Origin of the sequence: Mycobacterium sp. (genome assembly GCF_035274705.1) — a bacterium.
Taxonomy (GTDB): domain Bacteria; phylum Actinomycetota; class Actinomycetes; order Mycobacteriales; family Mycobacteriaceae; genus Mycobacterium.
The window spans coordinates 1-21751 of the sequence record NZ_DATENY010000097.1 but is presented as its reverse complement, the minus strand read 5'-3'; the positions used below and the strand labels follow the sequence as shown (position 1 = coordinate 21751).

Genomic DNA, 21751 nt, shown 5'->3' with positions numbered 1-21751 from the left:
CGCGACCACGGCGATGGCGGCTGTGATCAGGTGCCGCCGTTTCCGGGCACGGGTGCGGCGTTTATGCGTCTGGTGGAGGGGGGCTGGGATGCCGAGGCGGCGCGCCGTCCGCATGGGCAGCACACCATGGTGGTGGCCCATGTCGATGTTGAGCAGCGGGTGGCGGCGCTGCATCTGGGTCCGCTGCTGTCCGATGCTGAGCGCCGGTACCTGACGTGTGATGCCACCTGTGAAGTGTGGTTCGAACGCGACGGCCAGGTGATCGGCGCCGGGCGGGCGACGCGGCTGATCAATCGGCGGCTGCGCCGCGCGCTGGAGCACCGCCATCCGACGTGTGCGGTTCCGGGTTGTGGGGCCACCCGCGGTCTGCATGCACATCACATCCGGCACTGGGAGGACGGCGGTGTGACCGAGTTGGTCAACCTGGTGCTGGTGTGCCCGTATCACCATCGGTTGCACCACCGGGGTGTCATCACCATCACCGGACCCGCCGACCATCTCGTCGTCACCGACAGCTCCGGGCGACAATTGAACCCAGGGTCGCTGGCCCGGCCACCGACCACACCCCCGCCCGCTGTCCCACCGTGCCCCGGGCCCACCGGCGAACGCGCCGACTGGTGGTGGTACGAACCCTTCCAGCCCCAACCACCACCAACAAACAACTAGGTTGGTGACCAGCACCGGATCGAGGCTCAAACGGGTTGGGGCATAGGGAAATTCGTTCGCGATACGCGCAGCAACCGCATTGCGAAAATCGAGGCTGACAACCGGCCCCGCACCGCCGTCGCCCCGCTGCCAGCGCCCTCATCAAAGTCCGCGCTGACGTGCGGAGTAACAAGACCGCGCCAACCGCGTCGAAGCCGGACGCGCCAAACCTCTGCCGTTCTAACGGCTTACGGGTGGTATGGCACGCCGACCGCGCGGAACACGTACTCGGGAGGCACGTCGAAGGCCAGCGACCGGCGGGGGAGCCGCAGCAGGACATCTTCGGGGATGGCGTCTTTGTAATGCAGCGTTAGGAGTCCCGCGCAGCGCGGGTCGACCTCGCCGACGTTGACGTCGAGGGCCAGGCCGGTGGCTGACAGCTCGGCCTTGACGGTGCCCTGCTGCGGGGCGTCCCACCGCTGATCGATGGTGCGGCCCGCCAACTTCGGCACCGTCGACAACGTGCCGAGCACCCGTTGATTGGTCAGCACCAATGAGCCGACATAGCTTGCGACACTGCCCGCCGACCGGTTACCGGGGACGCGACCGGTGAATCGGCGCGTGACCGGAATGTATTCGGCGATGTGGATGATGCCTTCGGCCTCGACCTCAGCGCGCAATTCATCGGGCAGCTTGCCGATCCGAAGCAGCTTGCGCAGAAACACTGCCATGGGCAGTCACCCTAATGGCATCACGGCGCCTCCGGTGAGAAGTGGTAGAGCTAATGGGATGACATCGCACCGGACCTGGCTTATCTGCTCTGCAGTCGTGGCCGTCGCGGTGTACGCACTGATGTGGATCGGCTATGCGCTGCAGTGGAACTGGCTCACCACGATCGACTCCTCGACGCTGGACGTCTTCTATCGCTACGGGATCGCTCATCCCAGCTGGGTGACTGCGTGGAATGTGTTCTGCACTGTGCTCGGACCAACCGTCTTCCGGCTGCTCGCGCTCGTGGTCATCATCGTGGCCTTGGTGCGCCGCAATCGTCGCGTCGCGTTGTTCCTGGTGATCAGCGTCGAGCTCAGCGGGCTGGTCACCGAAATCGCCAAGCAGGCGGCCAACCGTCCACGGCCTGCCACGGCATTTGTCACCGCACCATCGTCCTCGTTGCCGTCCGGCCACGCCCTCGGCGTGATGGTCGGCGTGCTGGCCCTGCTGACCGTCGTGTTGACGGTCGTGCGCCGCCCGTTTCGTGCGTGGCTCATCGGATTTGGCGCCGTGGTGGTCGTGCTCGTTGGTATCGGCCGTGTGGTGCTCAACGTGCACCACCCCTCCGACGTGCTCGCCGGATGGGTCCTCGGCTACGCCTACTTCGTCGCCTGTCTGCTGACGGTGCCGCCGTCGCGGCCGGTCACGGTAGCGGACGAAACACCGGCAGCGCCCGATATCGCACGCTGAACGTGGCTTCGCTCACCTCGGTGCCCACTTCGCCGTCATGGGCCAGCACCGTCGGGCCGTCTACCGCCTTGAAACTGAACTCCGGCACCCGCAGCTCGTGATACAGCGGGCTGCGCTCCAGCCGGCCAAGCATCAGTGCCGTCAGGATGCGCAACCTGCTCAATCTGCGGCCGGTCTCCAGAATGCGCACGTCGAGCAGGCCGTCGTCCATCCGAGTCCGTCGCGACGGCGCGAACCCCGACGGCAGATACGTCGAGTTACCGATGAAGAACAGCGACGTCTGCAGCGTCTTGTTGTCGTAGGAGATCCGCACCGGCTCATCACGCCGCAGCGTATGGACCATCGCGTACAGCCCCGCCAGCGGCTTGCCGACTTTGTGCTCGAGCTTCTCGCGCGTCTGCACGAACTTCGGATACGCGCCAATGCTCGCTGTGTTGATCACCAAGCGGCCCTCGTTGAGACGCGCCAGATCCACACAAGCGACGGTTCCCCGTCGTATCGCCTCGACGGTCTTGGCGGCGGTGTCGCAGCCGATGTCCTTCGCGAAGTGGTTGAACGTGCCACCCGGGAAGACCGCGAGCGGTACTGACGCGTCGACCGCAACCCCGGCCGCACAGGACACGGTCCCATCGCCTCCGCACACCGCCAGCACCTCTGCGCGCTCGGCCGCAGCGCGCAGCGCAACCTCGACGTCGTCGCCCTCGCCGATTTCGACAATCTCGGTCTGCGGCAGGGCCTCTCGCACTTCATCGACGACGCGTGCACTTGTCCCAGCCCCGGAAGCCGGGTTGACGACCAATACCACCCCCGCGCCATCGGGACGTTCGCGCGTCTCGACCCGCAGCGGATCGGCAACCGGTATGTTGACCGCCGTCATCGTCGGCACCACCCGCGCGCCCAGCACCGCGATGCCAGCACCGATGCCGAATCCGGCGAACACATCGCCGGGATAGTGCACCCCGGTCGCAACGCGTGACAACCCGACCAAGCCGGCCAGCAGCGCCAGTCCCAGGCCCAGCGGCGGGCTCTCCAGCCCGACACCGACGGCGAACGCCGCCGCGCTCGCCGAATGCCCCGACGGCAGCGAGTTCGACGTCGGTGAGCGGTGGTTCCTCCGGGCCAGCGGCACCGAGAGACGGTTCGGCCTCGGCCGTCGCCACACCCGCTTGGCCACAAGATTGGTGAACAGGCTGGTCGCCCCCAGTGTGAGCACTCCCCGCGTCGCACCGCGCCGCGTCGACGACCCGCCCAACGCGGCCAGGGCCGCCGCGATCGCCAGCCAGAGTTTCGAATGGTCGGCCGCCCTGGTCAGCCGGGGCATCGTCGCGTCGAGCAGGGGACTGGGCGACTCCGCGATCGCCTCGAACACCTCGCGGTCCAGAGTGCCGAGGCCCTCGCCGATCTGCCGAATGCCACGGCGCCGTCGCATCGGCAGCTTGTCCATGACGCATAACGTAGCCAGATCGGGCGATCCTCAATCGTGTCTAAACCTTTACTTGACCTCCTTGCGCAGCCCCGTCGACGATGGACCAATGCGCCGACGACTGGTTGTGCTATGCGCAGCGGTCTGTCTGGCGTTGGCCGCGGCGCCCGTTGGCCATGCCGAGTTCACGCCGTGGTTCGCCCCCTCCGTCGGCAATGCCACCCAGGTGATCTCCGTTGTCGGCGCGGGCGGTTCGTCAGCCAAGATGGACGTCTGGCAGCGCTCGAACACCGGCTGGGAGCCGGTGGGCGTCGGCATTCCCGCTCACGTCGGCGCCAACGGCTTCGCCGCCGAGACCCATGACGGCAACATGGCCACGCCGTTGGGCATCTACACACTGGACTTCGCGTTCGGCACCGAGCCCAGTCCGGGCGGCGGCCTGCAGTACGTCCAGGTCGGGTCCGACCACTGGTGGGACGGCGACATGAAGAGCCCGACCTACAACACCATGCAGGTGTGCAAGAAGTCGCAGTGTCCCTTCGACACGTCGGCGGATAGCGGCACCGAGAACCTCAAGATCCCGCAATACGCCCACGCCGTCGTGATGGGCGTCAACAAGGCTCGCGTACCCGGCAACGGTGGCGCGTTCTTCCTGCACACGACCGACGGCGGTGCCACCGCGGGTTGCGTGGCGATCGACGACCCCATGATGGTGAAGATCATTCAGTGGCTACGCCCCGGTGCGCTGATCGCCATTACCAAATAGTCTCAAATATTAAGTGCGCGACCGGCTTTCACCTTGAAGTTGAGATTCTCAGTTGACATCGACGCGTCGTAGGTCCGGTCGTACCCGGTTTCGCTGATCTTCCAGCCGTCGGGGGTTCTGCGGTACCGGTCGTGGTAGAAGCCGGCGCCGATCAGCATGAAGTTGAAGTCAGGCGCGATCACCCGGTCCTGTAAGTACCAAATGGCCGTGGCCTCGTCGCCGTCGACGGTGATCTCGGGATGGGTGACGCGGTGCTCGGTGAGAATCTCCGGTCCGAGCGAGTTGCGCATGAAGGTCACCAACTCGTCGCGGTTGGTGAAGTGGTGCTCCTCGCCGATCGACTCGCCGTACCTGCCAACCACGTCGTCCGTGAGAGTGGCGGCGAACTCGTCCCAGTGCTTGGTGTCGAGCGCGCGCAGATACCGGTACTTGACTTGTTTGATCTCGTCGATGTCACCCATGGCGACATCTCAGCACACCTGCTCACTCAGCCGCAGTGAGATTGCGCGTCGCCGGCTGTCGGCTCAGCCCCAGAAGTCGTTGTTGTGGTTGTCGCCGTCGCCGTCGCGGTGGCGGTCGTCGTGGCATGTGCCGGCGTCCCAGTTGTCCCCCCATTCGGGATGCCAGTCCTCCCCGGGACACCAGTGATAGCTAGGGAATTCACCAATCTGGGCATCGGCGGTCGTTGCCGCTCCTACCCCTGCCAGACCCAACCCGGCTGTGATGACGAATGTCGTTGCTGCGCAGCGCGTCAGTGTTTTCACGCCCTTCACGACGGCACCGCTTTCTGTGTCCGGCATAGGTCGTTGCGTACAACCCGCTGGCAATGCGGCCCAAAATGCGGAGTGTCTAGCGAAATTGGTCTCGTCCGGCGGCTATCGTGTGGTCCGTTATGAGCGACCCGTTGGGGTTGTCGATCGGGACGACCAACCTGGTCGCGGCGCGTGTCGGCAATCAACCGGTAGTACGGCGTTCGGTGCTGACCATGCCCGCGTCGGGCTTCACCATGAGCGGCTTCGTCGAGCGCGTCGGCGACCCCGTGCCGCTTGTCGCGCCCGACGGCTCGTCCTACCACGCCGATCTTCTGCTGGTCGAGGCGCTCGAAACGATGATCTATGCGACCGGCGGCGAGCCGTCGTCGCAGATCGCCGTCGCCGTGCCAGCGCACTGGGGATCGGCCACCCTGCGGGCATTGCGTACCGCCATGCGCGCCAACCCGAGCCTCGCGTCCAATGGCATGCCCGCCCGGCTGGTTTCGGACGCCGTCGCTTCGCTGACGGCGTTGCACGCCAATCCCGGGCTCACGCCGCACGGTGTGGTGGTGCTGCTGGACTTCGGCGGTAGCGGAACCAGCATCACCCTTGCCGACGCCGCTTCGGCATTCGAGCCGATCGAGGAGACCACCCGATACACCGAGTTCTCCGGAGATCAGATCGATCAGGCGCTGCTGAGCCACGTCCTCGACGGCCTCGCCAACGCCGGTGATCTGGATCCGGCGCGCACGGCCGCGGTCGGATCGCTCACCCGGCTGCGCGAGGAGTGCCGCAACGCCAAGGAGCGGCTGTCGGCCGACACGGTCACCGAACTGGTCGCCGAGCTGCCGGGGTATCGGTCCGGGATCCGTGTGACGCGAACCGAACTGGAGAGCCTGATCGCCCAGCCGCTGGCCGGTGTGTTGGCTGAGCTGGAAAATGCTTTGGAGCGCAACAGGGTTAGCTGGTCCAACGTCTCCGCGGTGGCGACCGTCGGTGGTGGAGCCAGCATTCCTCTGGTCACTCAGCGACTGTCCGAACACTCGCGGGCGCCGGTGGTGACGACGCCTCAGCCGGCGCTGGATGCGGCCGTGGGTGCGGCGCTGTTCGCCGCCTACGGTTCGGACGCCGACGCCCAGACCGGGGTCGCGCCGGTGCTCCCCGTCGACGTCGGGCCACCGGTCGACGACGCAGGGTCGGCCACATTCCGCGCGCTGGCGTGGTCGCAGGACGATACCGCCGACGAACCCGTTGCCTACACCGGCGACCTGTACGACACCGATTCCACGGCCGCGCGGCCGCCGGTGCAGTACGTGCCGGCAACCGAGCCGATCGAAGAGCAGCGCTCCTGGCAACGGCTGCCGCAGTTGGTATTTGGGTTGGCCGCAGCTGTCGCCTTGATAGCCGTTGGCGGCGTGGCGATCGCCTTGACGAGCGCGACCGACAGCTCCACCGCAACCGAGACGCCCCATACCGCCACGTCGGCGGGGCCGACGAGCGCGGCGCCGCCACCGTCGAGCCCGTCTGTGGAAACCGTGACAGTCACCAGCGAACCGCCACCGCCACCGCCGTCGCCCACACCAACGACGATCGCGCCTGCGCCGACGACCACATACATCACCACGACCACACCGACCACGACAACGACGACGACGACAACCACCACGACCACGACGACGACCACTACGACGACGACAACCACCACGACGACGACAACGACGCCGACGACAACAACGACGACCACGACGACACCCACGACGACGATGACGACGACCTACATCAACGTTCCGTTCGTGCCGGTGCCGATCCCCATCCAGGTGCCGGTACCGCCTGCGCCCTAGGAAGCGTGGGCGACGTTGCGCGGATGGTGGCAGGCCGCGACGTGCCCGGAATCGTGTTCGACCAGTGCGGGTTCGTCGTTCGTGCACACCTCGGTTGCCCATGGGCAACGGGTGTGGAAGCTGCAGCCCGGCGGCGGGTCGATCGGGCTGGGCACGTCACCCTCGAGCACCAGCCGTTCGCGCGCGGTGTTGCGCTTCGGATCGGGAATCGGCACCGCCGACAACAGGGCATTCGTATACGGGTGAATGGGTTTGCGGTACAGGTCTTCGGTAGCGGAGTTCTCGACGACCTTGCCCAGATACATCACCGCCACCCGGTCCGAGACATGGCGGACGACGCCGAGATCGTGTGCGACGAACAGATACGACAGCCCGAACTCGCCTTGAAGGTCCTTGAGCAGGTTGATGATCTGCGCCTGCACAGACACGTCGAGCGCAGACACCGGTTCGTCGGCGACGATCAGCTTCGGTTGCAGGGCAAGCGCTCTGGCGATGCCGATCCGCTGGCGCTGGCCGCCGGAGAATTCATGTGGATAGCGGTTGTAGTGCTCGGGGCTGAGTCCGACGCGGTCGAGCAGATCCTGCACCCGCCGCTTCAACTCGCCACCCCTGGCCAGCCCATGCAATTCCAGCGGATCGCCGACGATCTGGCCCACCCGCTTGCGCGGGTTCAGCGAGGCGAACGGGTCCTGGAAGATCATCTGCATCTGCCTTCGCATCGGGCGCAGCTCCCGCCGCGACCGCCCGATCAGCTCTTCACCGAGGAACCGCACCGATCCCGAATTCGGCTGAATCAGCTGCAGGATTGCGCGGCACAGCGTCGATTTTCCGCAACCCGATTCGCCGACCAATCCGAGTGTTTCGCCCTCATTCAGCGTCAGGCTGACACCGTCAACCGCGCGCACCCGCGCGACCTCGTGATCCACGATCAGGCCCGACTTGATCGGGAAATGCTTGACCAGGTCCGTCACCTCGAGCAAGGCGGTCATGGCCTCAGCCTCTTCTTTTCGGCCGGATCCAGCCAGCACCGGTCAAGGTGTGCGCCGCCGGCGCGAGCCTCCAAAGTCGGTAGCTCATGGCACTTTTCGAAGACATACGGACAGCGCGGCGCAAACCGGCAGCCCGGCGGCGGGGCCAGTAGCGACGGAGGTTGGCCCGTGATCTGTCTGAGCCGGTCGCCGCGCGGCTGATCGAGCCGGGTGAGCGAACCAAGCAGCCCCCAGGTGTATGGGTGCTGCGGATCGTAGAAGATCTCGTCGAGCGTCGCATCCTCGACGATCTGGCCCGCATACATCACCAGGACACGGTCGGCCACCTCCGCGACCACCCCGAGGTCATGGGTGATCAGCACGACGGCCAGATCACGATCGCGGTTGAGTTCGTCTATCAGCCGCAGGATTTGCGCCTGCACCGTGACGTCGAGCGCGGTGGTCGGTTCGTCGGCGATCAGCACCTGGGGCTCCAGAGCGAGCGCCATCGCGATCATCACGCGCTGGCGCATGCCGCCGGAGAACTCGTGCGGATAGTGGCGCACCCGCCGTTCGGGATTCGGGATGCCCACTGAGCGGAGCAACTCGACGGCGCGCTCTTCGGCCTCGCGGTGGGAGACGTCCCGGTGCGCGCGGATCATTTCGGCGATCTGACGCCCCACGCGGTACACCGGATTCAATGAAGTCATCGGATCCTGAAACACCATCGCGATCTGTTCGCCGCGAACGTCGCGCAGCTGATCGTCGTCGAGCCCGTTGAGCTCGCGTCCGCGATAGGTGACCGATCCGGAGATCCTGGCGTTTGGGGCGCGGGTCAGACCTGTGATCGTCTGCGCGGTAACACTTTTTCCTGAACCCGATTCACCGACGATAGCCAGGATCTCGCCCGCTGCCAGCTCGAAGGAGACGCCGTCGACGGCGCGTACCACGCCGTCTTCCGTGGCGAAGCTGACCTTCAGATCGACGACTGTCAGAAGCGGGGTCATGCCGGCGCCGCCTCTCCGAGCCGGATTCGGGGATCCAGAACTGCGTATGCGATGTCGACGAGCGTATTGAACAGCACGATGAAGAACGCACCGAACAACACCACCCCGATGAGCGGTGGCAGATCCAGGCTGCGGATCGCCTCGCCCGCATACAGCCCAACCCCGTTGAGGTTGTACACGGTTTCGGTGAGGATCGCGCCACCACCGACCACCATCCCGAAGTCCAGTCCGAACAGCGTGACCACCGGGATCATCGAATTGCGCAGCACGTGACGGATGCGGACCTGGCGCTCGGATAACCCCTTGGCGCGCGCTGTCCGCACGTAATCCTCGTTCATCGCATCGAGCATGTTGGAGCGCAGCAGCCGGCTGTAGAAGCCGACGTAGAGCACCGCCAGCGTGCACCAGGGCAGTATCAGGTGATACGCCCAGCCCACCGGGTCTTCGGTCAACGGCACGTAACTGCCTGTCGGGAACAACTGCACTTTGAAGGTGAGGAAGTACAGCAGAATCGCCGCCAGCCAGAAGACCGGCATCGAAATCCCCACGAGTGAAGCCATTGTCAGTGCGCGGTCGGTGATCCGGCCGGCGTGCACCGCACTCAAATAACCGAAGACGATGGCCAGCGTCATCCAGATCACCGCAGCCCCGATGCACAACGAGAACGTCGCGGGCACACCGTCCCAGATCTGCTGGACCACGTTGCGGTCCTTCGCGTAGGACATCAGCTGGCCGGTGAAGATCTGCTTCATCATGGTCAGGTACTGCACCGGCAGCGGCCGGTCGAGTCCGAGATCGCTGTTGACCCTGGCGATCAGCGCCGGATCGGCGTTCTTGCCCGCGATCCGCGCCGCGGGGTCCGAGTTCGGGATGACATTGAAGATCAGGAACACAATCACCGAGATCGCGAACAACACCGCGACCATTCCGAGCAGGCGCCTGGCGATGAATCTGGCCATCAGAGTTCTCGTTTCGCCATGTGCTCAGTGCTCCAGCCGGATCTTCGCCCGCGGGTCCAGCGCGTCGCGCAGGCCGTCGCCGAAGACGTTCAGCGACAACACCGTCGCGATGATCATCAACCCGGGCACGATCGTCAGGTGCGGTGCGGTGTAGATCATTTCGTAGCCGTCGGCGATCATTGTGCCCCATGACGCGTTGGGCGGCCGAACGCCCGCGCCGAGGAACGAGAGCGCCGACTCGAGGAGCATATTGTTCGCTATGTTCAGCGTGAAGAACACGATGATCGTCGAGATGATGTTCGGCAGCAGCTCGGAGAACATGATGCGCAGCGGTCCCTTGCCCTGCGCGACCGCGGCCTCGATGAACTCCTTCTCACGCAGCGCCAGGATCTCGCCCCTGATCGGTCTGGCCATGTAGGGCACGTAGACGAAGCCGATGATCAGGATCGGAATCCAAATCGAATCGCCGGGAATGGCGAGGGGGCCGAGCTTGAGACCGCCGATGGCCAGCGTGGTGCCCAACGCGATGCCGAGGAGCAGCACCGGGAACGCCCAGATCACGTCCATCACTCGGGATAGCACCGAGTCGATCCAGCCCCGGTAGTAGCCGGCGAGCAGACCGACGATCACCGACAGAACCGTGGTGACTGCGGCGGCAGCCAGGCCGATGTAGATCGATGTCCGCCCGCCGTACATCAACCGAACCATCACGTCGCGGCCGTTCTGGTCCGCACCGAGCAGGTACTGCCCGTGCAGCCCCGGGCCCAGCGGCGTGCCGTCGGGTGCCACCACATTCGTCGCCTGACCGTTGATCACCACCTTCTCGGTGATGTGGTTCTCGTTCGGCCCGGTGTGTGCGATGTGTTCGGCCCAGAGCGGTGCTGCGAGGCAGAACAGCACGATGAGCACGAACACGGCACCACACACCAGCGCAACCTTGTTGCGCCGCAACCGAAGCCACGCCAGATACCAGGGGCTACGGCCCTGGATCTGCGATGCGGGCACGCCGGTGGGTAGTGGCGGTTCTCCGGGGACCTCCAGTTCGCCCACAGGCACGGCCATCACCGACGAGCGCTCGCGCGAGGAGCAGACATCACTGCTACTTGATCGAGAACGACGAGTAATCCTGGTTGAACAGCAGATGGTGGTAGGACTTGTCGAAGTCCATCCGTTCGGACAGGAACGTGGTGTACAGCTCGTTGCCGTACGGAGCCCAGACCGCCTGCTCCATGTACGCCTTGTCCAGGTCGGCGTACTGCTGCTCGACGCCTCCGTCGCCGATGAGCTTCGTCAGCAGCTCGTCCTGCTTGGCGTTGTTGGCGGGGATGTTCACCCGGGACAGGTTGTTGCCGTTGGTTGGCAGGATTGAATCGCCGTGCAGGAGCGGGCGGAAGAAGTCGTCAGGATGCGGGAAGTCCTGGTACCAGTCCCCGAAACCGGTGTCCACGTCCGGCGTCGACTGGTTGCCGACCGTCGTCCAGTAGACGTCGCCTGCGATGACCTTGAGCGTCGCGTTGAAGCCCAGCTGGGTGAGCAGGTCGTGGTAGTACTCGCCGATCCGCTTGCGGTCCGGCTCGTCATCGGTCCAGACGGTGATGTTGCGGTCGGCCGGATTCGCTTCTGCGATCAGCTGTTTGGCCTTATTCATGTCGGGGCCCGGGTACAGCTTGTACTCGGAGTGGCCGGGCATGCCGGGCGGCAGGATCTGCTGCGTCGGATGCAGCCTGCCGCCGAAGATCCGGTTCAGGGCTTCGGGATCGACGGCGTAGTTGATCGCCTGACGCACCTTGATGTCGTTGAACGGCGCCCGTTCGGTGTTCATGAAGAAGTAGTAGGTGTTGATCGACTCCTCTGTGCGGAAGCGGCTGCCATAGCGGGTCTTGACCTCTTGCAGACGGTCGGACGCTGGCGGGTCGGTCATGAAGTCGACCTTGTTCTGCTCGATGTCGGTGACCTGGGCGCTGTTGTTCTTGTTCTCCGTGACGGTGATCTTGTTTACGCCGGCGTCGGCCACTTCGTCGGCGCCTGCGTCCTTGACCGTCTTGAAGTTCGGGTTGCGCTCCAGCGTCAGGGTTCGGGGCGCCTCCACCTTGCTGATCATGAACGGCCCACTTGACGGCGGTGGGTTGTTGGTGGCGTCCTTGTCCAGCGGGGTGGTCGGTGGCACCGGCGCGGCGAACATCAGCCCGAGCACATTCTCGAAAGTGCCGTTCGGCTCGGTCAATTCGATGGTGATGTCACCGGTGTTGTCGTCTGCCTTGATGCCGCTGATCGTGTTCGCCTTGCCGTCGGCATAGTCCTTGGCGCCCACGATCACATCGAAGAACACCGAGCCGCCGGAGTCCGCTTTGAATAGCCGCTGGATTCCGTACGTGAAATCGGATGCCTTGATGGGCGTTCCGTCCGAGTACTTCATGTTCGGCCGAAGTTTGAGCTTGTACGTCTTGCCGTCGGGCGAGATGTCGGGCATCTTCTCGGCCAGGCCGGGTACCACCTGAGTGCCTTCCTTGCCCTTGGCGTGCTTGTAGGTCAGCAGAGGTGTGTAGACGTTCCACAGCACCTCCCACCCCTCAAGGGTGTAGGAGAGTTGCGGGTCGACGTAATCGGGGAAGGACGTCAGGGCGACGTTGATGTCACCGCCGCCGCCCCCACCACCGCCGCCGGTCGTCTTGCCGCCGCAGGCAGCGACGCCGAACGCAGCCAATGCGATGACGCAGATTGTGGACACGACCGTGCGCAGTACGTTCATCTCGCTCCCTGTGGATCGGATGTGGGCTGACGTCCTTAAAGCTGTACGCCAGTCACCCGCGTTGATTTGCATCTTTGAGGAAAAACACCAATCGGCAACTCGAGGGGTTTAATCGGCGCTCGGTAGTGGTATTGAAGGCTGGATGCTGACACACTGTTTATTGGTGTTCGCGTCAATTAGCTGAACGAATTGACGGGCAATGCGAACGAGGGGCTTCACCGGGGTGGACAAACTGCAGGTTCGAAGGCATGGCCGCGTCGTGGCAACGGTGGCGGTAGCGCTCTTGCTGATGCTCACTGTCGTCGTGAGCTCGCCGAGTCAACCGGTGGCGACGCACGGCACCGCCTCCGTCGGAATTGCGCACGAAGTGACCGACACCGTATCCACGGACTCCGCCTCGTCGCATCAATCGGACGGCGATGCCCCGAAGCAATTGACCATCGCTATCGGAGCAGTCGCGATGCTTGCGGTCGTTGGCGTGGCGTTCTCGCGGCGTAGGCCGCACGGATCCGACCGGTTGTAACCGCAGAACACCTGCGGTTTCTTCCTCAGCCTGGCGAATAGCTGCCGGCGTCAATATAGTGGCGTTCGGTCCCGGTGAGGATTAACTGTGCGATCATCTGGGCGTCGTAGATTGGGCTGCAGATGGTTGCTAAATTGCTTCGGCAACGCGGAAACATTGGTTGCCGGTGGCTCGCGGCCATTGTGGCAGCGCTACTGGTGGTCGCGGGCGTGCGAATCATATCCGCGCCGGATGAACCGGACTTGATTCGCGGACCTTTGGCGCAATTGTTAGCCAGTTCAAGCGATTTGGGTCCATCACGGGCTGCAGACGCTCAGCTCACGGTCACGCTGCCGGATGCGATTCGCCCCGAAGCGTTGTTCGGGTGGACCGATAGCCATGGACTCTGGGTCCGATGGCGACCCGGAGACCAGTGGGCGATCGTCGAGGGCGCCGCGAGCGATGTGGCCGAGGCCTTCGGGGTGCCGGTGCACGACTACAAGGGGCGCAAGGGGCAGGTGTTCTATGCGTCGCCGCAACAGCCGACGATCCCGGAGCCACTGCGCGGTGTGGTCACCGACGTGGGCCGGATCCTCGGATACACGCCTCACCACGAGGCGAGCCCCCGAATCCTTCCGTTGGACGTGCCAAGACAGGGGCTGACGCCGAACGCGTTGCTTGAGGCCTACAACGCGGCACCGCTTGCCGCGGCGGGCTTTACCGGCAAGGGCGCCACGATCGTGTTCTACGAGTTCACCGGCTACGACCAGGATGACCTCGACGAGTTCGCGGATTCGTCGCGGCTGCCGAGATTCACCCCTGTATCGATCGGAGGCCAGCCCGGCCCATCGGGTGCAGAGACAGTGATGGATCTCGAAGTGGCACATGCGATTGCGCCCGATGCGCAACTCGTCGTCGTCAACGCCCGGCCGACCGTAGAAGGAGACGGGGCATACGAGAAGATCGGCCAGATGTTCGAGGCGGTGGATCGGCAATTCCCCGGCGCGGTGTGGAGTTTGTCGATCGGCTGGGGATGCGACGCTCTTCTTCGCGCCGCCGACTTGGCGCCCGTCGAGTCGGCGTTGGCCGTCGCGCAAAAGCATGGAACGTCGGCCTTCGACGCGAGCGGCGATGCGGCCGGACTGGAATGCAAGGGTGGCGACGAGTGGTCCTCGCCTCCCGGACCCGACGACGTGGGGCTGGACGCAATCGCGTCGCTGCCCGCGATGACCTCGGTCGGCGGCACCACGCTGTCGACCGATGAGCAAGGCCGCTGGCTGAGCGAGCACGCGTGGGTCGACTCCCCGCTCTCGCAAGGCACCAGCGGCGGAGTGTCGGCGCTGTTCGATCGCCCCGCCTGGCAGAACCGGTTGTCCGTGGAACGTGACGGAGACCAGCGCCGGCTGTCTCCGGATGTCGCCGCCGTCGCCGATCCGTTCACCGGCGTGCGAATCATCTTCGACCAGCAGGAGGCCGTCGGCGCAGGCACGTCGCAGGCGGCACCGATATGGGCCGCACTCACAGTGCTGATGAATCAATACCTGGTCGCACACGGCGGACGGCCGCTGGGACATGTGAACCCCCTGCTGTATCGGGTCGCCGCTGGCGCGAACCTGCCGGGCTTCCGTGACATCGGCTATGGCGGAAATGCCGTCGATTTCTCGCAGCCCGGGTACGACGTGGTGACCGGCCTCGGCAGCCCCAACGTCGACTACCTGGTTCGCGACCTGCTCGACATCCAGAAGGGAGTCGCTCCCCGATGACGGCTCCCGGGCTGCCCACTATGCCTTGCCCGGTATGCGAAACCGACGTCCCCGCAGGCGCTTTCTGCGGGACCTGCGGCGCACAACTCGCGCAGGGGCGGAGAAGGCTGCGGGTCGGGGCGTACGCTGCTGCACCCGGCGAGCACGCGCTGCGGCTATCGGTGGCAAGCACGCTTTTCCCGCACCTTCCGCATCGTTCGCGGACGCCGTTTCGGGTGGCGCTGGGCGTGTTGTTCCTGCTGCTCGTCGCATTCGCCCTGCTGCGGATGCAGGCGCCGTTGATCGCGGTCAGCGCGCTCGGGTTTCCGCTGCTGTTCATCTTGTACTTGCATGAGGCCGACGTCGACGACGATCTGCCGGTCAGCTCGCTGGCGCTGACTGCCGCACTGGGTGTGATTCTGGGCATCGGTTGGGCACTGTTCATCGGCGCGATCGTCGCGAACACATATGACGTCGCGATCAGTGATGGGGCCTCCGAAGGCCGGTCCATGCTCGAAGGACTGGTCGCCCCGACGGGTGCTGCGGTCCTGATGCTGGTGCCCGCATTGGTGGTGCGGCTGTTGCGCCCTGCGACCCGAGAATCGTTGGACGGGTTCGTGATCGGGGCCTTGGGCGCGATCGGTTTCACCGCGGCGGCGACGCTGACTCGGTTGGCGCCACAATTCGCGACGGGCGCCACAGCAGGCGACCGGCCGATCAACGGGCTGCTCGTCGAGGCCGGAATCCAGGGCGTGGCGGTTCCTTTGACCGCGGTGTCGGTTGGCGGATTGTTCGGTGTGGCACTGTGGTTCACCGGCTCTCGTCGGATCGCACGGATCTTGTTGGTGTCGAGTATCGCGGTGGCGATCGCGCTCTATGCCGCATTGGGTCTGATGGAGGTCGTCCCTCTATTGGAGGGGCTCCATTTCGGGCTGCATATGCTGGTCGCGGTTCTTGCGTTGCTCGCCTTGAGAATTGGCATTCAGACGGCGCTGCTGCACGAAGCGCACGACGAGATGCAACCGTCTGAACAGGTGTTGTGCCCGCACTGTGATCACGTCGTTCCTGATACCGCGTTCTGTCCGAACTGTGGGGTGGCCAGCCGCGCCGCGTCACGAACGTCGCGTGACGCTCGACGAGCGCCCACTGGGGTTCCGGCTGCGCGGCCGGGATACGCGGTGCCAGCCGGTTCGTATACGGCGGTGCCGGTGCGCCAGACCGCCTACACGGGACTGCTGAGCGCGTTGGGCGCCGGTTTGGTGGTTGCGGTTGCCGCGGCGATCACGGCGGCGGTGCTGACCACACCCGTCGTGCCGCGCTACGTGTGTCCGCCCGATTGTGGGCGCCCGCCGATCGGCAAGCCTGTCGAAGCGAATCCGTGGTTCACGTCTGGCGATGGCAAGTTCGCGGTCCAATATCCGCGCGCCGGAACGGCTTACGAAGTGACGCTGAACCCGGACGGCGTGGAGGTGAACTTCACGGCCGGTGACACCGGCACCATGGAGTTCTTCGGGCTGCCTGCGGGGGACCGCTCGGCCAAGCAGATCGCCGACGACCTGATCGGTGAGCATTACCCGGATGCCACAACGGATTACGAGATTCCCAACGCCATGGTCGGATATCAGCCGGGGTACGGCGTGGTGAAAGACGAATACCCGCAGGACGCCTCCGGCACGTTCACGCGGCTACGGCTGCTCGTCATGGTCGCGATCAAGGACGACTACGCATTGGTCGCCGCGGCGATCGGCCCCTACCACGAATTCAGCCCGGAGTTCGGCAGCGGCCACCCCTCGGGGGCAAACCTCCAACTCGCTTTGGACATGGGCAAATACGTCAACAGCTTCACCTGGCGGGAATCGGCGCGCTGAACCGGGTTTACCCGTATGGGTCCGGTTCGTGGAACCGGTTGATGATCGGGATACGTTCGATGATCCGATCCCGAAGCCGGGGCTGCGGCGGAGGCGGCACATAGGCGGGCGCCGGTGGGACGTAGACCGGCGCCGGTGCTGGCGGGGCGGCCGCGGGTGGGTCGTAGACCGGCTCTGCGGCCGGGGGTGGCGCTTCGGGCAACGCGGCCACCGCGATCTTCTCGGCCTCGGGTGGAGCCTCGGGCGGCGGCGGCGGTGCGGCGGGCGGCGGTGGTGGGGCTGCAGGAGGTTGCGGGTGGGGTGCCGCCGCGGGGACCGACGGCGCGGTGGCCATCCTGGCCGGTTGCTCGGCGGCTGCTTGCCGTTGGGCGACAGTCGAATCCGGCGTCAGGCGCAGACCGAGCGCGATCGAGAGCGAGACGACGAACGTCACCACCGCGGCAACCAGAACCGACGCCAACGCCCCGCTCTTCGACGGCCACCGCAACCGGACGTCCGGGGCGTCCAGCGCGTTCACGGCCCGCGCGGACGCCAGCGCGGCTCCCCGAGCCAGCGCCAGGTCGGCTTCGGCGGCCGAGATGACCGGCGCTTCGGTGGCGCCGTCGAAGGACGACACGATCGATTCGATGTCGTCTGCCGAACCGAGGACGAAGATGGCCGCGGGCTGGTCGTCGCTGCGGTCCAGCATCGCCAGCATGTCGTCGGCCGTCGGTTCGGTGCGCTCGGTCGTCACCCCGTCACGGTCCACGCGAGTAACGAGAGCCCCGTCGGGTTCGACGATGCACACCGCGACGTCGTCGTAGCCGCCACGATCGGCGATGCCCGTCGCCAGCATGTCGGCCGCTTCGGTGTCCGAGACCGCGATGACGTTGCCGAGACCCCTGTCGGCCAGAGCGTCGAGAAGGGTCGACGCGGCAGCCTCGGCCTCGGCGGTCCAGGTCACACCGATCGCATGAAGCCGGTGGTCCCCGACGGCGGAAAGGACGTCGTCAAGGGTGTCGGAGTCGGCCGCGTCGCGGCAGATGGTGGCGCCCTCGGCCGTGGCGCCCTCGACGAGCGCCCAGCGAACATCTGCCGAGGTCATCGACAGACCGAGCACGAGGTCCACGTTGTTTGCCCCCGATCCGGATCAAATCGGATCTGACATTACCGCCCGACCCGGCGACGCAAAAACCATAGGCAAATCACGCCCGGGTGCCTGTTCTGCCTTTAGGGTTCCACTCGTGCCTCAGATGGATCGTCGAAACATGATGTTGATGGCGGGGATGGGTCTCTTGGCGGCCACGATCCCTCTCCCGGAAGCCCGAGCCGTGCCGTCGGACCGAGTGGCGCCGCCCGCTGCGCCACCGCCCAGCGGCCAGGCCGGGGCGTACATCTTCCAGGACGAGTTCGACGGCCCGGCCGGCGCACCTCCCGATTACTCGAAGTGGACCGTCCAGAGCTGGCAGGACGATGTCTTCCCGCCGGTCGACGCCCTGTACCGCGACGATCGCCGAAACGTGTTCCAGGACGGCAACTCGAACCTCGTTCTCCTGGCCACCCGCGATCTTGACGGGCAGCTCTACAGCGGCAAATTGCGCGGCAACTGGCGCGGCCTCATCAACACCACGTGGGAAGCGCGAATCAAGCTCGACTGCCTGACCCCCGGCGCGTGGGCAGCTTACTGGGCGGTGAACGAGGACCCGCTGCCCGACGGGGAGGTCGACATGTTCGAGTGGTACGGCAACGGGAACTGGGCGCCCGGAACGACCGTCCACGCAGCGTCCAATGGCAAGACGTGGGAAGGGAAATCAATCCCCGGATTGGTCGACGGCGGGTGGCACACCTGGCGAATGCGTTGGGATGAGGACGGTTTCAAATTCTGGCGCGACTACGTCGACGGTGCGCAACCGTACTTCAGCGTGCCGCCGAAGCCCATCCAGGTACACGGCAGACCCGGCGACATGCGGTGGCCGTTCAACAATCCCGGCTATTGGTTGTCTCCCATGTTCACCCTTGCCGTGGGTGGGCCTGGCGGCGGCGATCCTGCCCTGGGTAACTTCCCTGCGGCCATGCTCATCGACTACATCCGCGTCTGGTAGCTGCTCAACGTGCGGCCTTGATCACCTGGACCAGGTTGAACTGCCAGCGCTCGAGTAGCCGGAAACCCTGGTCGTTGGGAACCGAGAACGCGGGGGTGACCCCGAAGAGTTGACCCGGTGGCATCGGGGCCTGCTCGTGAGCGGGCCTCGACGGGTCGGCCTGGGTGATGATCCACACGACGTGGCAGTCGCTCAACGGCCCGGCGGTGGCCTCGGGTATGAGGTTGGTGTCGAATACGTCGTCACGGTCGGTCGCCCGTTGCCACAGGCTGAGATCGGCCAGTTTTCGGTAGGCATCGGGGCGGGCCGCTAGCAACGGACGCATCGGGGCAGGCATGAAGGTCACCGTGTCGTTCACGAGCAGACAGTCGCCGGGCGCGGCGTTCGCGGTCACGAGATCCGCGACTTGGCTATAGTCCATTCCGTATTTGGCATACGGACTGCGTTGCACCAGAAGGTAATTCGGGGCTGCAGCGAGGGCGAACACGCTCACTATGACCGCCGCCATCCACGGCGCAACAGCCACTGCGCCGATGCACACGCCCAACACGACCGCCATCGCCGGTGCGGTGAAACACAGATAGCGAGGCGTGTAGATCGGGTGGACGAACGCCGACCAGATGAGAATCACGGCGGTCGGCATCACGAGCCATGCGATCGCCAAGGTCAACAGTTGCCGATCAGACTGCGCTAACTGCGCGGACGTGAAGAGCCACAAGACAATAGCGGTCGCGATGACGATCGCCGACACGATCGTGAACGGCGGACTTCTCTCGAAATACTGTTGAACCGCCACATCTTCGACCGTCCGGCCACCGATGGGGGCGATCCAGATGATCTGGTGCGCTTGACCAATGGCTTTGAGCACGAACGGCGCGACAACACAACATGCGAGGATGGATGTGATGGCGAACCGCACGAGGGCCGTTCGCGTGCGTCGGTAGATGACGACGAAGGCGACGTGCGCCAACAACAACAGCACGAGGTAGATGTCGAGCAGAATCGATGTCGCAAGGGCGATCCCGTAAGACAGCCAGCCCCAGGCGTTTTCGCGGCGTGTGGCCGCAACGAGCAGAACGGTCAGCCACACCGCGGCCAACATCGAGAAGGCATACGGCCGAGCTTCGATGCCTGCCCACGTCGCTCGGGGCAGGATCGCACAGATGACTCCGGAGCTCAATGCGACTGTGCGAGATGAGAACTGCTTGCCCAGCACCACTATTCCGGCGGCCGCGCCGCCAACTGCCAGACCGCTCGGGACGCGCGACCAGAACTCCGTCGGCGGGAAAACCAGGAACCAGCCGTGCATGACGGCGTAGTACAGGCCATGGACCGCGTCGACGTTGCCCAACATCTGCCACAGCTGGCTCAGTGAACGGCTGTATGAGGCAGAAATGGTGGCGGCCTCGTCGTACCAGAACGACGGACGGCCGGCGCCGATCAGACTGATTGCGACAGCGAGTACGCCGACGATCACTGGGTCCAGCGCAGTGCGACGCTCCCCGGTGAACACGCCGTCATGTTTCCAGAAGCCACAAAGCCCCCGGCTTGGCGGCCGGGGGCTTGGTGGTCAGCTCTTGTGTGACGTCTACGGCATCGGGGCGTCTTTGAAGGCATTGCCCCAGGCATCGCCCGAGAAGGCTTTCTCCCAGGACCCTTGTCCCTTCGAGTCTCCGAACGCCTTCTCCCACGGCCCCTGGGTGTCCTTACCGGTCCAGATCGTCTCCCAGGGGTTACTTGCCATCGCGTCCTCCCAGGTGCACGGCGAACACGAAACATCGGTGGGCGCGGCAAGTGCTGGCGCAGCGAACGCGAGCGGCGCCGCGACCATCGCGGCGGCGATTACTGTGCGTCGAATTAACACCTAATTTCTCCTTCGTGGCCGGGGTGGCGGTTCCCCGCTTTGCTGCGTCTGAATACCCCGGCGCCGGGTGTTGCCTAATGCTCTCATTTGCGAGGCCGTCTGGTTGATCAACACTGCTATTCTGCCTGGCTTTTGCGCGATTTGCGCGTCTCGTGGGGCTGGTGGTGAGGCCGGGACCGGATGACGCGAATCGGATGTGTCTGCGGGCCAGGCCCGACGCTGTTCTGTGACTGCGTCGTGATGATTTCGTGACAATTGCCGTCGTTGCTCGTATGGTGCTCCAGTGGGCAGGCACAAATTAGCCAGGGGTCGACGCAAGTCGCCGGCCGTCCTGGCTGCGTTCGTCGCACCCGCGGCGGTGTTCTTCGCGGCGGGAGCTGACGTCCATCCGCTCGCCGCAGATCCAGCCGTCGGCACCGTTGCGCACGCCTCGGCGGGCACGGTTGCGCCGCCGTGCTGCATGGAGATCGTGGCGGCGGCGTCGGTCGCACATGTGCCGGCTCCATCCATCGGCCAGGCGACTTTGAGTTCCGCTCCTGAACGCGTGGTTACGGCGTCGAGATGGCGTGTCGTGGATGTCCCGCGCTTGCTCCCCAAGGGAGTGGCTTCGGAGCAGGGCCTACAGGTCAAGACCATCTTGGCCGCTCGCAGTATCAGTGTGGCGTTCCCGGAGATTCACCAGATCGACGGCGTTCGGCCCGATGCGCTCCCGTGGCATCCCAACGGTTTGGCGCTCGACATCATGATCCCCAACCCGAGCAGCGCCGAGGGCATCGCGCTCGGAAACCAGATCGTCGCGTACGCGCTGAAGAACGCGAACCGATTCGACTTACAAGACGCGATCTGGCGTGGCACCTACTACACGCCCAGCGGCCCGCAAGGAAGCGGGATGGGCCACTTCGACCACGTCCACATCACCACGCACGGAGACGGCTACCCGACCGGCGACGAGAAGTACTACCGCTGATTTGGAGCCGATGACGGTGTCGTGTTTCAGGACATACGCATAGGGTGTCGCAAAACATCGGAATAGGTTCGCGGGGCGAGCGTCGGCGGTATGTCGAAGGCTCGTCTGGTTATCACCGCGGTCGTTGTCGAGGGTCGCAGCCAATCCGATGTCTCC

The 21751-nt window shown here is 65.1% G+C and carries 21 protein-coding genes; 9 read left to right on the top strand and 12 right to left on the bottom strand.

Translation table 11 applies throughout. From position 1 onward, the window contains the following. Nucleotides 1-666: HNH endonuclease signature motif containing protein (locus tag VJV41_RS20650; RefSeq protein WP_325336884.1), on the top strand; the 666-nt coding region annotated here is incomplete at its 5' end. A 227-nt stretch (nucleotides 667-893) separates the two neighbouring features. On the opposite strand, the gene VJV41_RS20645 is transcribed toward VJV41_RS20650, so the two are convergent. Continuing rightward, on the bottom strand, nucleotides 894-1376 hold the full coding sequence (locus tag VJV41_RS20645; protein WP_325336883.1) for a hypothetical protein: 483 nt from the start codon (nucleotides 1374-1376) through the stop codon (nucleotides 894-896). 58 nt (nucleotides 1377-1434) lie between these two features. Here VJV41_RS20645 and VJV41_RS20640 point away from each other — a divergent pair, with 58 nt between their 5' ends. Beyond that, the gene (locus tag VJV41_RS20640) at nucleotides 1435-2106 is read left to right on the top strand and encodes a phosphatase PAP2 family protein (protein ID WP_325336882.1); all 672 of its coding nucleotides are present in this window, start codon (nucleotides 1435-1437) and stop codon (nucleotides 2104-2106) included. Here VJV41_RS20640 and VJV41_RS20635 read toward each other — a convergent pair. Next, entirely contained in the window at nucleotides 2060-3550 is a 1491-nt protein-coding gene (locus VJV41_RS20635; protein WP_325336881.1) for a bifunctional phosphatase PAP2/diacylglycerol kinase family protein, read from the bottom strand. The two genes, VJV41_RS20640 and VJV41_RS20635, sit on opposite strands and share 47 nt — an antisense overlap. An 88-nt stretch (nucleotides 3551-3638) precedes the next feature. Between VJV41_RS20635 and VJV41_RS20630 the strand changes: the two genes are divergently transcribed. Continuing rightward, nucleotides 3639-4295 carry a L,D-transpeptidase family protein gene (locus VJV41_RS20630; protein WP_325336880.1) on the top strand — a complete coding sequence of 219 codons (657 nt, stop codon included), beginning with the start codon at nucleotides 3639-3641 and terminating at the stop codon, nucleotides 4293-4295. Nucleotides 4296-4297: 2 nt separating this feature from the next. On the opposite strand, the gene VJV41_RS20625 is transcribed toward VJV41_RS20630, so the two are convergent. Further along, nucleotides 4298-4756, bottom strand: coding sequence for a nuclear transport factor 2 family protein (locus tag VJV41_RS20625; RefSeq protein ID WP_325336879.1), 459 nt, complete (start codon nucleotides 4754-4756; stop codon nucleotides 4298-4300). 63 nt (nucleotides 4757-4819) lie between these two features. Beyond that, entirely contained in the window at nucleotides 4820-5095 is a 276-nt protein-coding gene (locus tag VJV41_RS20620; protein ID WP_325336886.1) for a hypothetical protein, read from the bottom strand. A gap of 92 nt (nucleotides 5096-5187) precedes the next feature. On the opposite strand from VJV41_RS20620, the gene VJV41_RS20615 reads away from it, so the two are divergent. Continuing rightward, nucleotides 5188-6888: an Hsp70 family protein gene (locus VJV41_RS20615; protein ID WP_325336878.1), complete on the top strand. Its 1701-nt coding sequence runs from the start codon at nucleotides 5188-5190 to the stop codon at nucleotides 6886-6888. On the opposite strand, the gene VJV41_RS20610 is transcribed toward VJV41_RS20615, so the two are convergent. From VJV41_RS20610 to VJV41_RS20590, 5 genes are read right to left on the bottom strand one after another with little or no spacing between them, the layout of a single operon-like run. Continuing rightward, nucleotides 6885-7877 (bottom strand): dipeptide ABC transporter ATP-binding protein, encoded by a 993-nt coding sequence (locus VJV41_RS20610; protein WP_325336877.1) that lies wholly within the window; start codon nucleotides 7875-7877, stop codon nucleotides 6885-6887. The genes VJV41_RS20615 and VJV41_RS20610 overlap by 4 nt on opposite strands. Next, nucleotides 7874-8863, bottom strand: coding sequence for an ABC transporter ATP-binding protein (locus tag VJV41_RS20605; protein ID WP_325336876.1), 990 nt, complete (start codon nucleotides 8861-8863; stop codon nucleotides 7874-7876). Before VJV41_RS20605 ends, VJV41_RS20610 begins: the two co-directional genes overlap by 4 nt. Further along, complete coding sequence (locus VJV41_RS20600; protein ID WP_325336875.1) at nucleotides 8860-9822, bottom strand: ABC transporter permease; 963 nt, start codon at nucleotides 9820-9822, stop codon at nucleotides 8860-8862. The genes VJV41_RS20605 and VJV41_RS20600 overlap by 4 nt, the downstream gene beginning before the upstream one ends. Before the next feature lie 24 nt (nucleotides 9823-9846). Continuing rightward, nucleotides 9847-10884 carry an ABC transporter permease gene (locus VJV41_RS20595; protein ID WP_325336874.1) on the bottom strand — a complete coding sequence of 346 codons (1038 nt, stop codon included), beginning with the start codon at nucleotides 10882-10884 and terminating at the stop codon, nucleotides 9847-9849. Nucleotides 10885-10921: 37 nt separating this feature from the next. Further along, the gene (locus tag VJV41_RS20590; protein WP_325336873.1) at nucleotides 10922-12571 is read right to left on the bottom strand and encodes an ABC transporter substrate-binding protein; all 1650 of its coding nucleotides are present in this window, start codon (nucleotides 12569-12571) and stop codon (nucleotides 10922-10924) included. Between the two features lie 199 nt (nucleotides 12572-12770). On the opposite strand from VJV41_RS20590, the gene VJV41_RS20585 reads away from it, so the two are divergent. The 3 genes from VJV41_RS20585 to VJV41_RS20575 all read left to right on the top strand — a co-directional run bounded on the left by VJV41_RS20585 (nucleotide 12771) and on the right by VJV41_RS20575 (nucleotide 16683). Further along, complete coding sequence (locus VJV41_RS20585) at nucleotides 12771-13094, top strand: hypothetical protein (RefSeq protein WP_325336872.1); 324 nt, start codon at nucleotides 12771-12773, stop codon at nucleotides 13092-13094. Nucleotides 13095-13216: 122 nt separating this feature from the next. Further along, nucleotides 13217-14836, top strand: a complete 1620-nt coding sequence (locus VJV41_RS20580; protein ID WP_325336871.1) for a S53 family peptidase — start codon at nucleotides 13217-13219, stop codon at nucleotides 14834-14836. Next, complete coding sequence (locus VJV41_RS20575; protein WP_325336870.1) at nucleotides 14833-16683, top strand: zinc ribbon domain-containing protein; 1851 nt, start codon at nucleotides 14833-14835, stop codon at nucleotides 16681-16683. The genes VJV41_RS20580 and VJV41_RS20575 overlap by 4 nt, the downstream gene beginning before the upstream one ends. Nucleotides 16684-16690: 7 nt before the next feature. Here VJV41_RS20575 and VJV41_RS20570 read toward each other — a convergent pair whose 3' ends face one another. Then, nucleotides 16691-17791, bottom strand: a complete 1101-nt coding sequence (locus VJV41_RS20570; protein WP_325336869.1) for a DUF7159 family protein — start codon at nucleotides 17789-17791, stop codon at nucleotides 16691-16693. A gap of 124 nt (nucleotides 17792-17915) precedes the next feature. On the opposite strand from VJV41_RS20570, the gene VJV41_RS20565 reads away from it, so the two are divergent. Continuing rightward, a complete protein-coding gene (locus VJV41_RS20565; RefSeq protein WP_325336885.1) occupies nucleotides 17916-18764 on the top strand; it encodes a glycoside hydrolase family 16 protein in 849 nt (282 codons plus the stop codon). A gap of 4 nt (nucleotides 18765-18768) precedes the next feature. Here VJV41_RS20565 and VJV41_RS20560 read toward each other — a convergent pair whose 3' ends face one another. Together VJV41_RS20560 and VJV41_RS20555 are read right to left on the bottom strand one after the other, a co-directional pair. Next, complete coding sequence (locus VJV41_RS20560) at nucleotides 18769-20277, bottom strand: glycosyltransferase family 39 protein (protein ID WP_325336868.1); 1509 nt, start codon at nucleotides 20275-20277, stop codon at nucleotides 18769-18771. 75 nt (nucleotides 20278-20352) lie between these two features. Then, entirely contained in the window at nucleotides 20353-20628 is a 276-nt protein-coding gene (locus VJV41_RS20555) for a hypothetical protein (protein ID WP_325336867.1), read from the bottom strand. Nucleotides 20629-20911: 283 nt separating this feature from the next. On the opposite strand from VJV41_RS20555, the gene VJV41_RS20550 reads away from it, so the two are divergent. After that, nucleotides 20912-21595: a hypothetical protein gene (locus tag VJV41_RS20550; protein WP_325336866.1), complete on the top strand. Its 684-nt coding sequence runs from the start codon at nucleotides 20912-20914 to the stop codon at nucleotides 21593-21595. The last annotated feature ends 156 nt before the right edge of the window (nucleotides 21596-21751 follow it).

Bases quoted from the DNA above. Each gene is read 5' to 3' on its own strand.
- VJV41_RS20580 (WP_325336871.1), top strand. From the start codon at position 13,217: ATGGTTGCTAAATTGCTTCGGCAACGCGGAAACATTGGTTGCCGGTGG.
- VJV41_RS20635 (WP_325336881.1), bottom strand. From the start codon at position 3,550: ATGGACAAGCTGCCGATGCGACGGCGCCGTGGCATTCGGCAGATCGGC.
- VJV41_RS20630 (WP_325336880.1), top strand. From the start codon at position 3,639: ATGCGCCGACGACTGGTTGTGCTATGCGCAGCGGTCTGTCTGGCGTTG.
- VJV41_RS20625 (WP_325336879.1), bottom strand. From the start codon at position 4,756: ATGGGTGACATCGACGAGATCAAACAAGTCAAGTACCGGTATCTGCGC.
- VJV41_RS20645 (WP_325336883.1), bottom strand. From the start codon at position 1,376: ATGGCAGTGTTTCTGCGCAAGCTGCTTCGGATCGGCAAGCTGCCCGAT.
- VJV41_RS20620 (WP_325336886.1), bottom strand. From the start codon at position 5,095: ATGCCGGACACAGAAAGCGGTGCCGTCGTGAAGGGCGTGAAAACACTG.
- VJV41_RS20615 (WP_325336878.1), top strand. From the start codon at position 5,188: ATGAGCGACCCGTTGGGGTTGTCGATCGGGACGACCAACCTGGTCGCG.
- VJV41_RS20590 (WP_325336873.1), bottom strand. From the start codon at position 12,571: ATGAACGTACTGCGCACGGTCGTGTCCACAATCTGCGTCATCGCATTG.
- VJV41_RS20585 (WP_325336872.1), top strand. From the start codon at position 12,771: ATGCGAACGAGGGGCTTCACCGGGGTGGACAAACTGCAGGTTCGAAGG.
- VJV41_RS20565 (WP_325336885.1), top strand. From the start codon at position 17,916: ATGGATCGTCGAAACATGATGTTGATGGCGGGGATGGGTCTCTTGGCG.
- VJV41_RS20605 (WP_325336876.1), bottom strand. From the start codon at position 8,863: ATGACCCCGCTTCTGACAGTCGTCGATCTGAAGGTCAGCTTCGCCACG.
- VJV41_RS20610 (WP_325336877.1), bottom strand. From the start codon at position 7,877: ATGACCGCCTTGCTCGAGGTGACGGACCTGGTCAAGCATTTCCCGATC.
- VJV41_RS20575 (WP_325336870.1), top strand. From the start codon at position 14,833: ATGACGGCTCCCGGGCTGCCCACTATGCCTTGCCCGGTATGCGAAACC.
- VJV41_RS20640 (WP_325336882.1), top strand. From the start codon at position 1,435: ATGACATCGCACCGGACCTGGCTTATCTGCTCTGCAGTCGTGGCCGTC.
- VJV41_RS20600 (WP_325336875.1), bottom strand. From the start codon at position 9,822: ATGGCCAGATTCATCGCCAGGCGCCTGCTCGGAATGGTCGCGGTGTTG.
- VJV41_RS20595 (WP_325336874.1), bottom strand. From the start codon at position 10,884: ATGGCCGTGCCTGTGGGCGAACTGGAGGTCCCCGGAGAACCGCCACTA.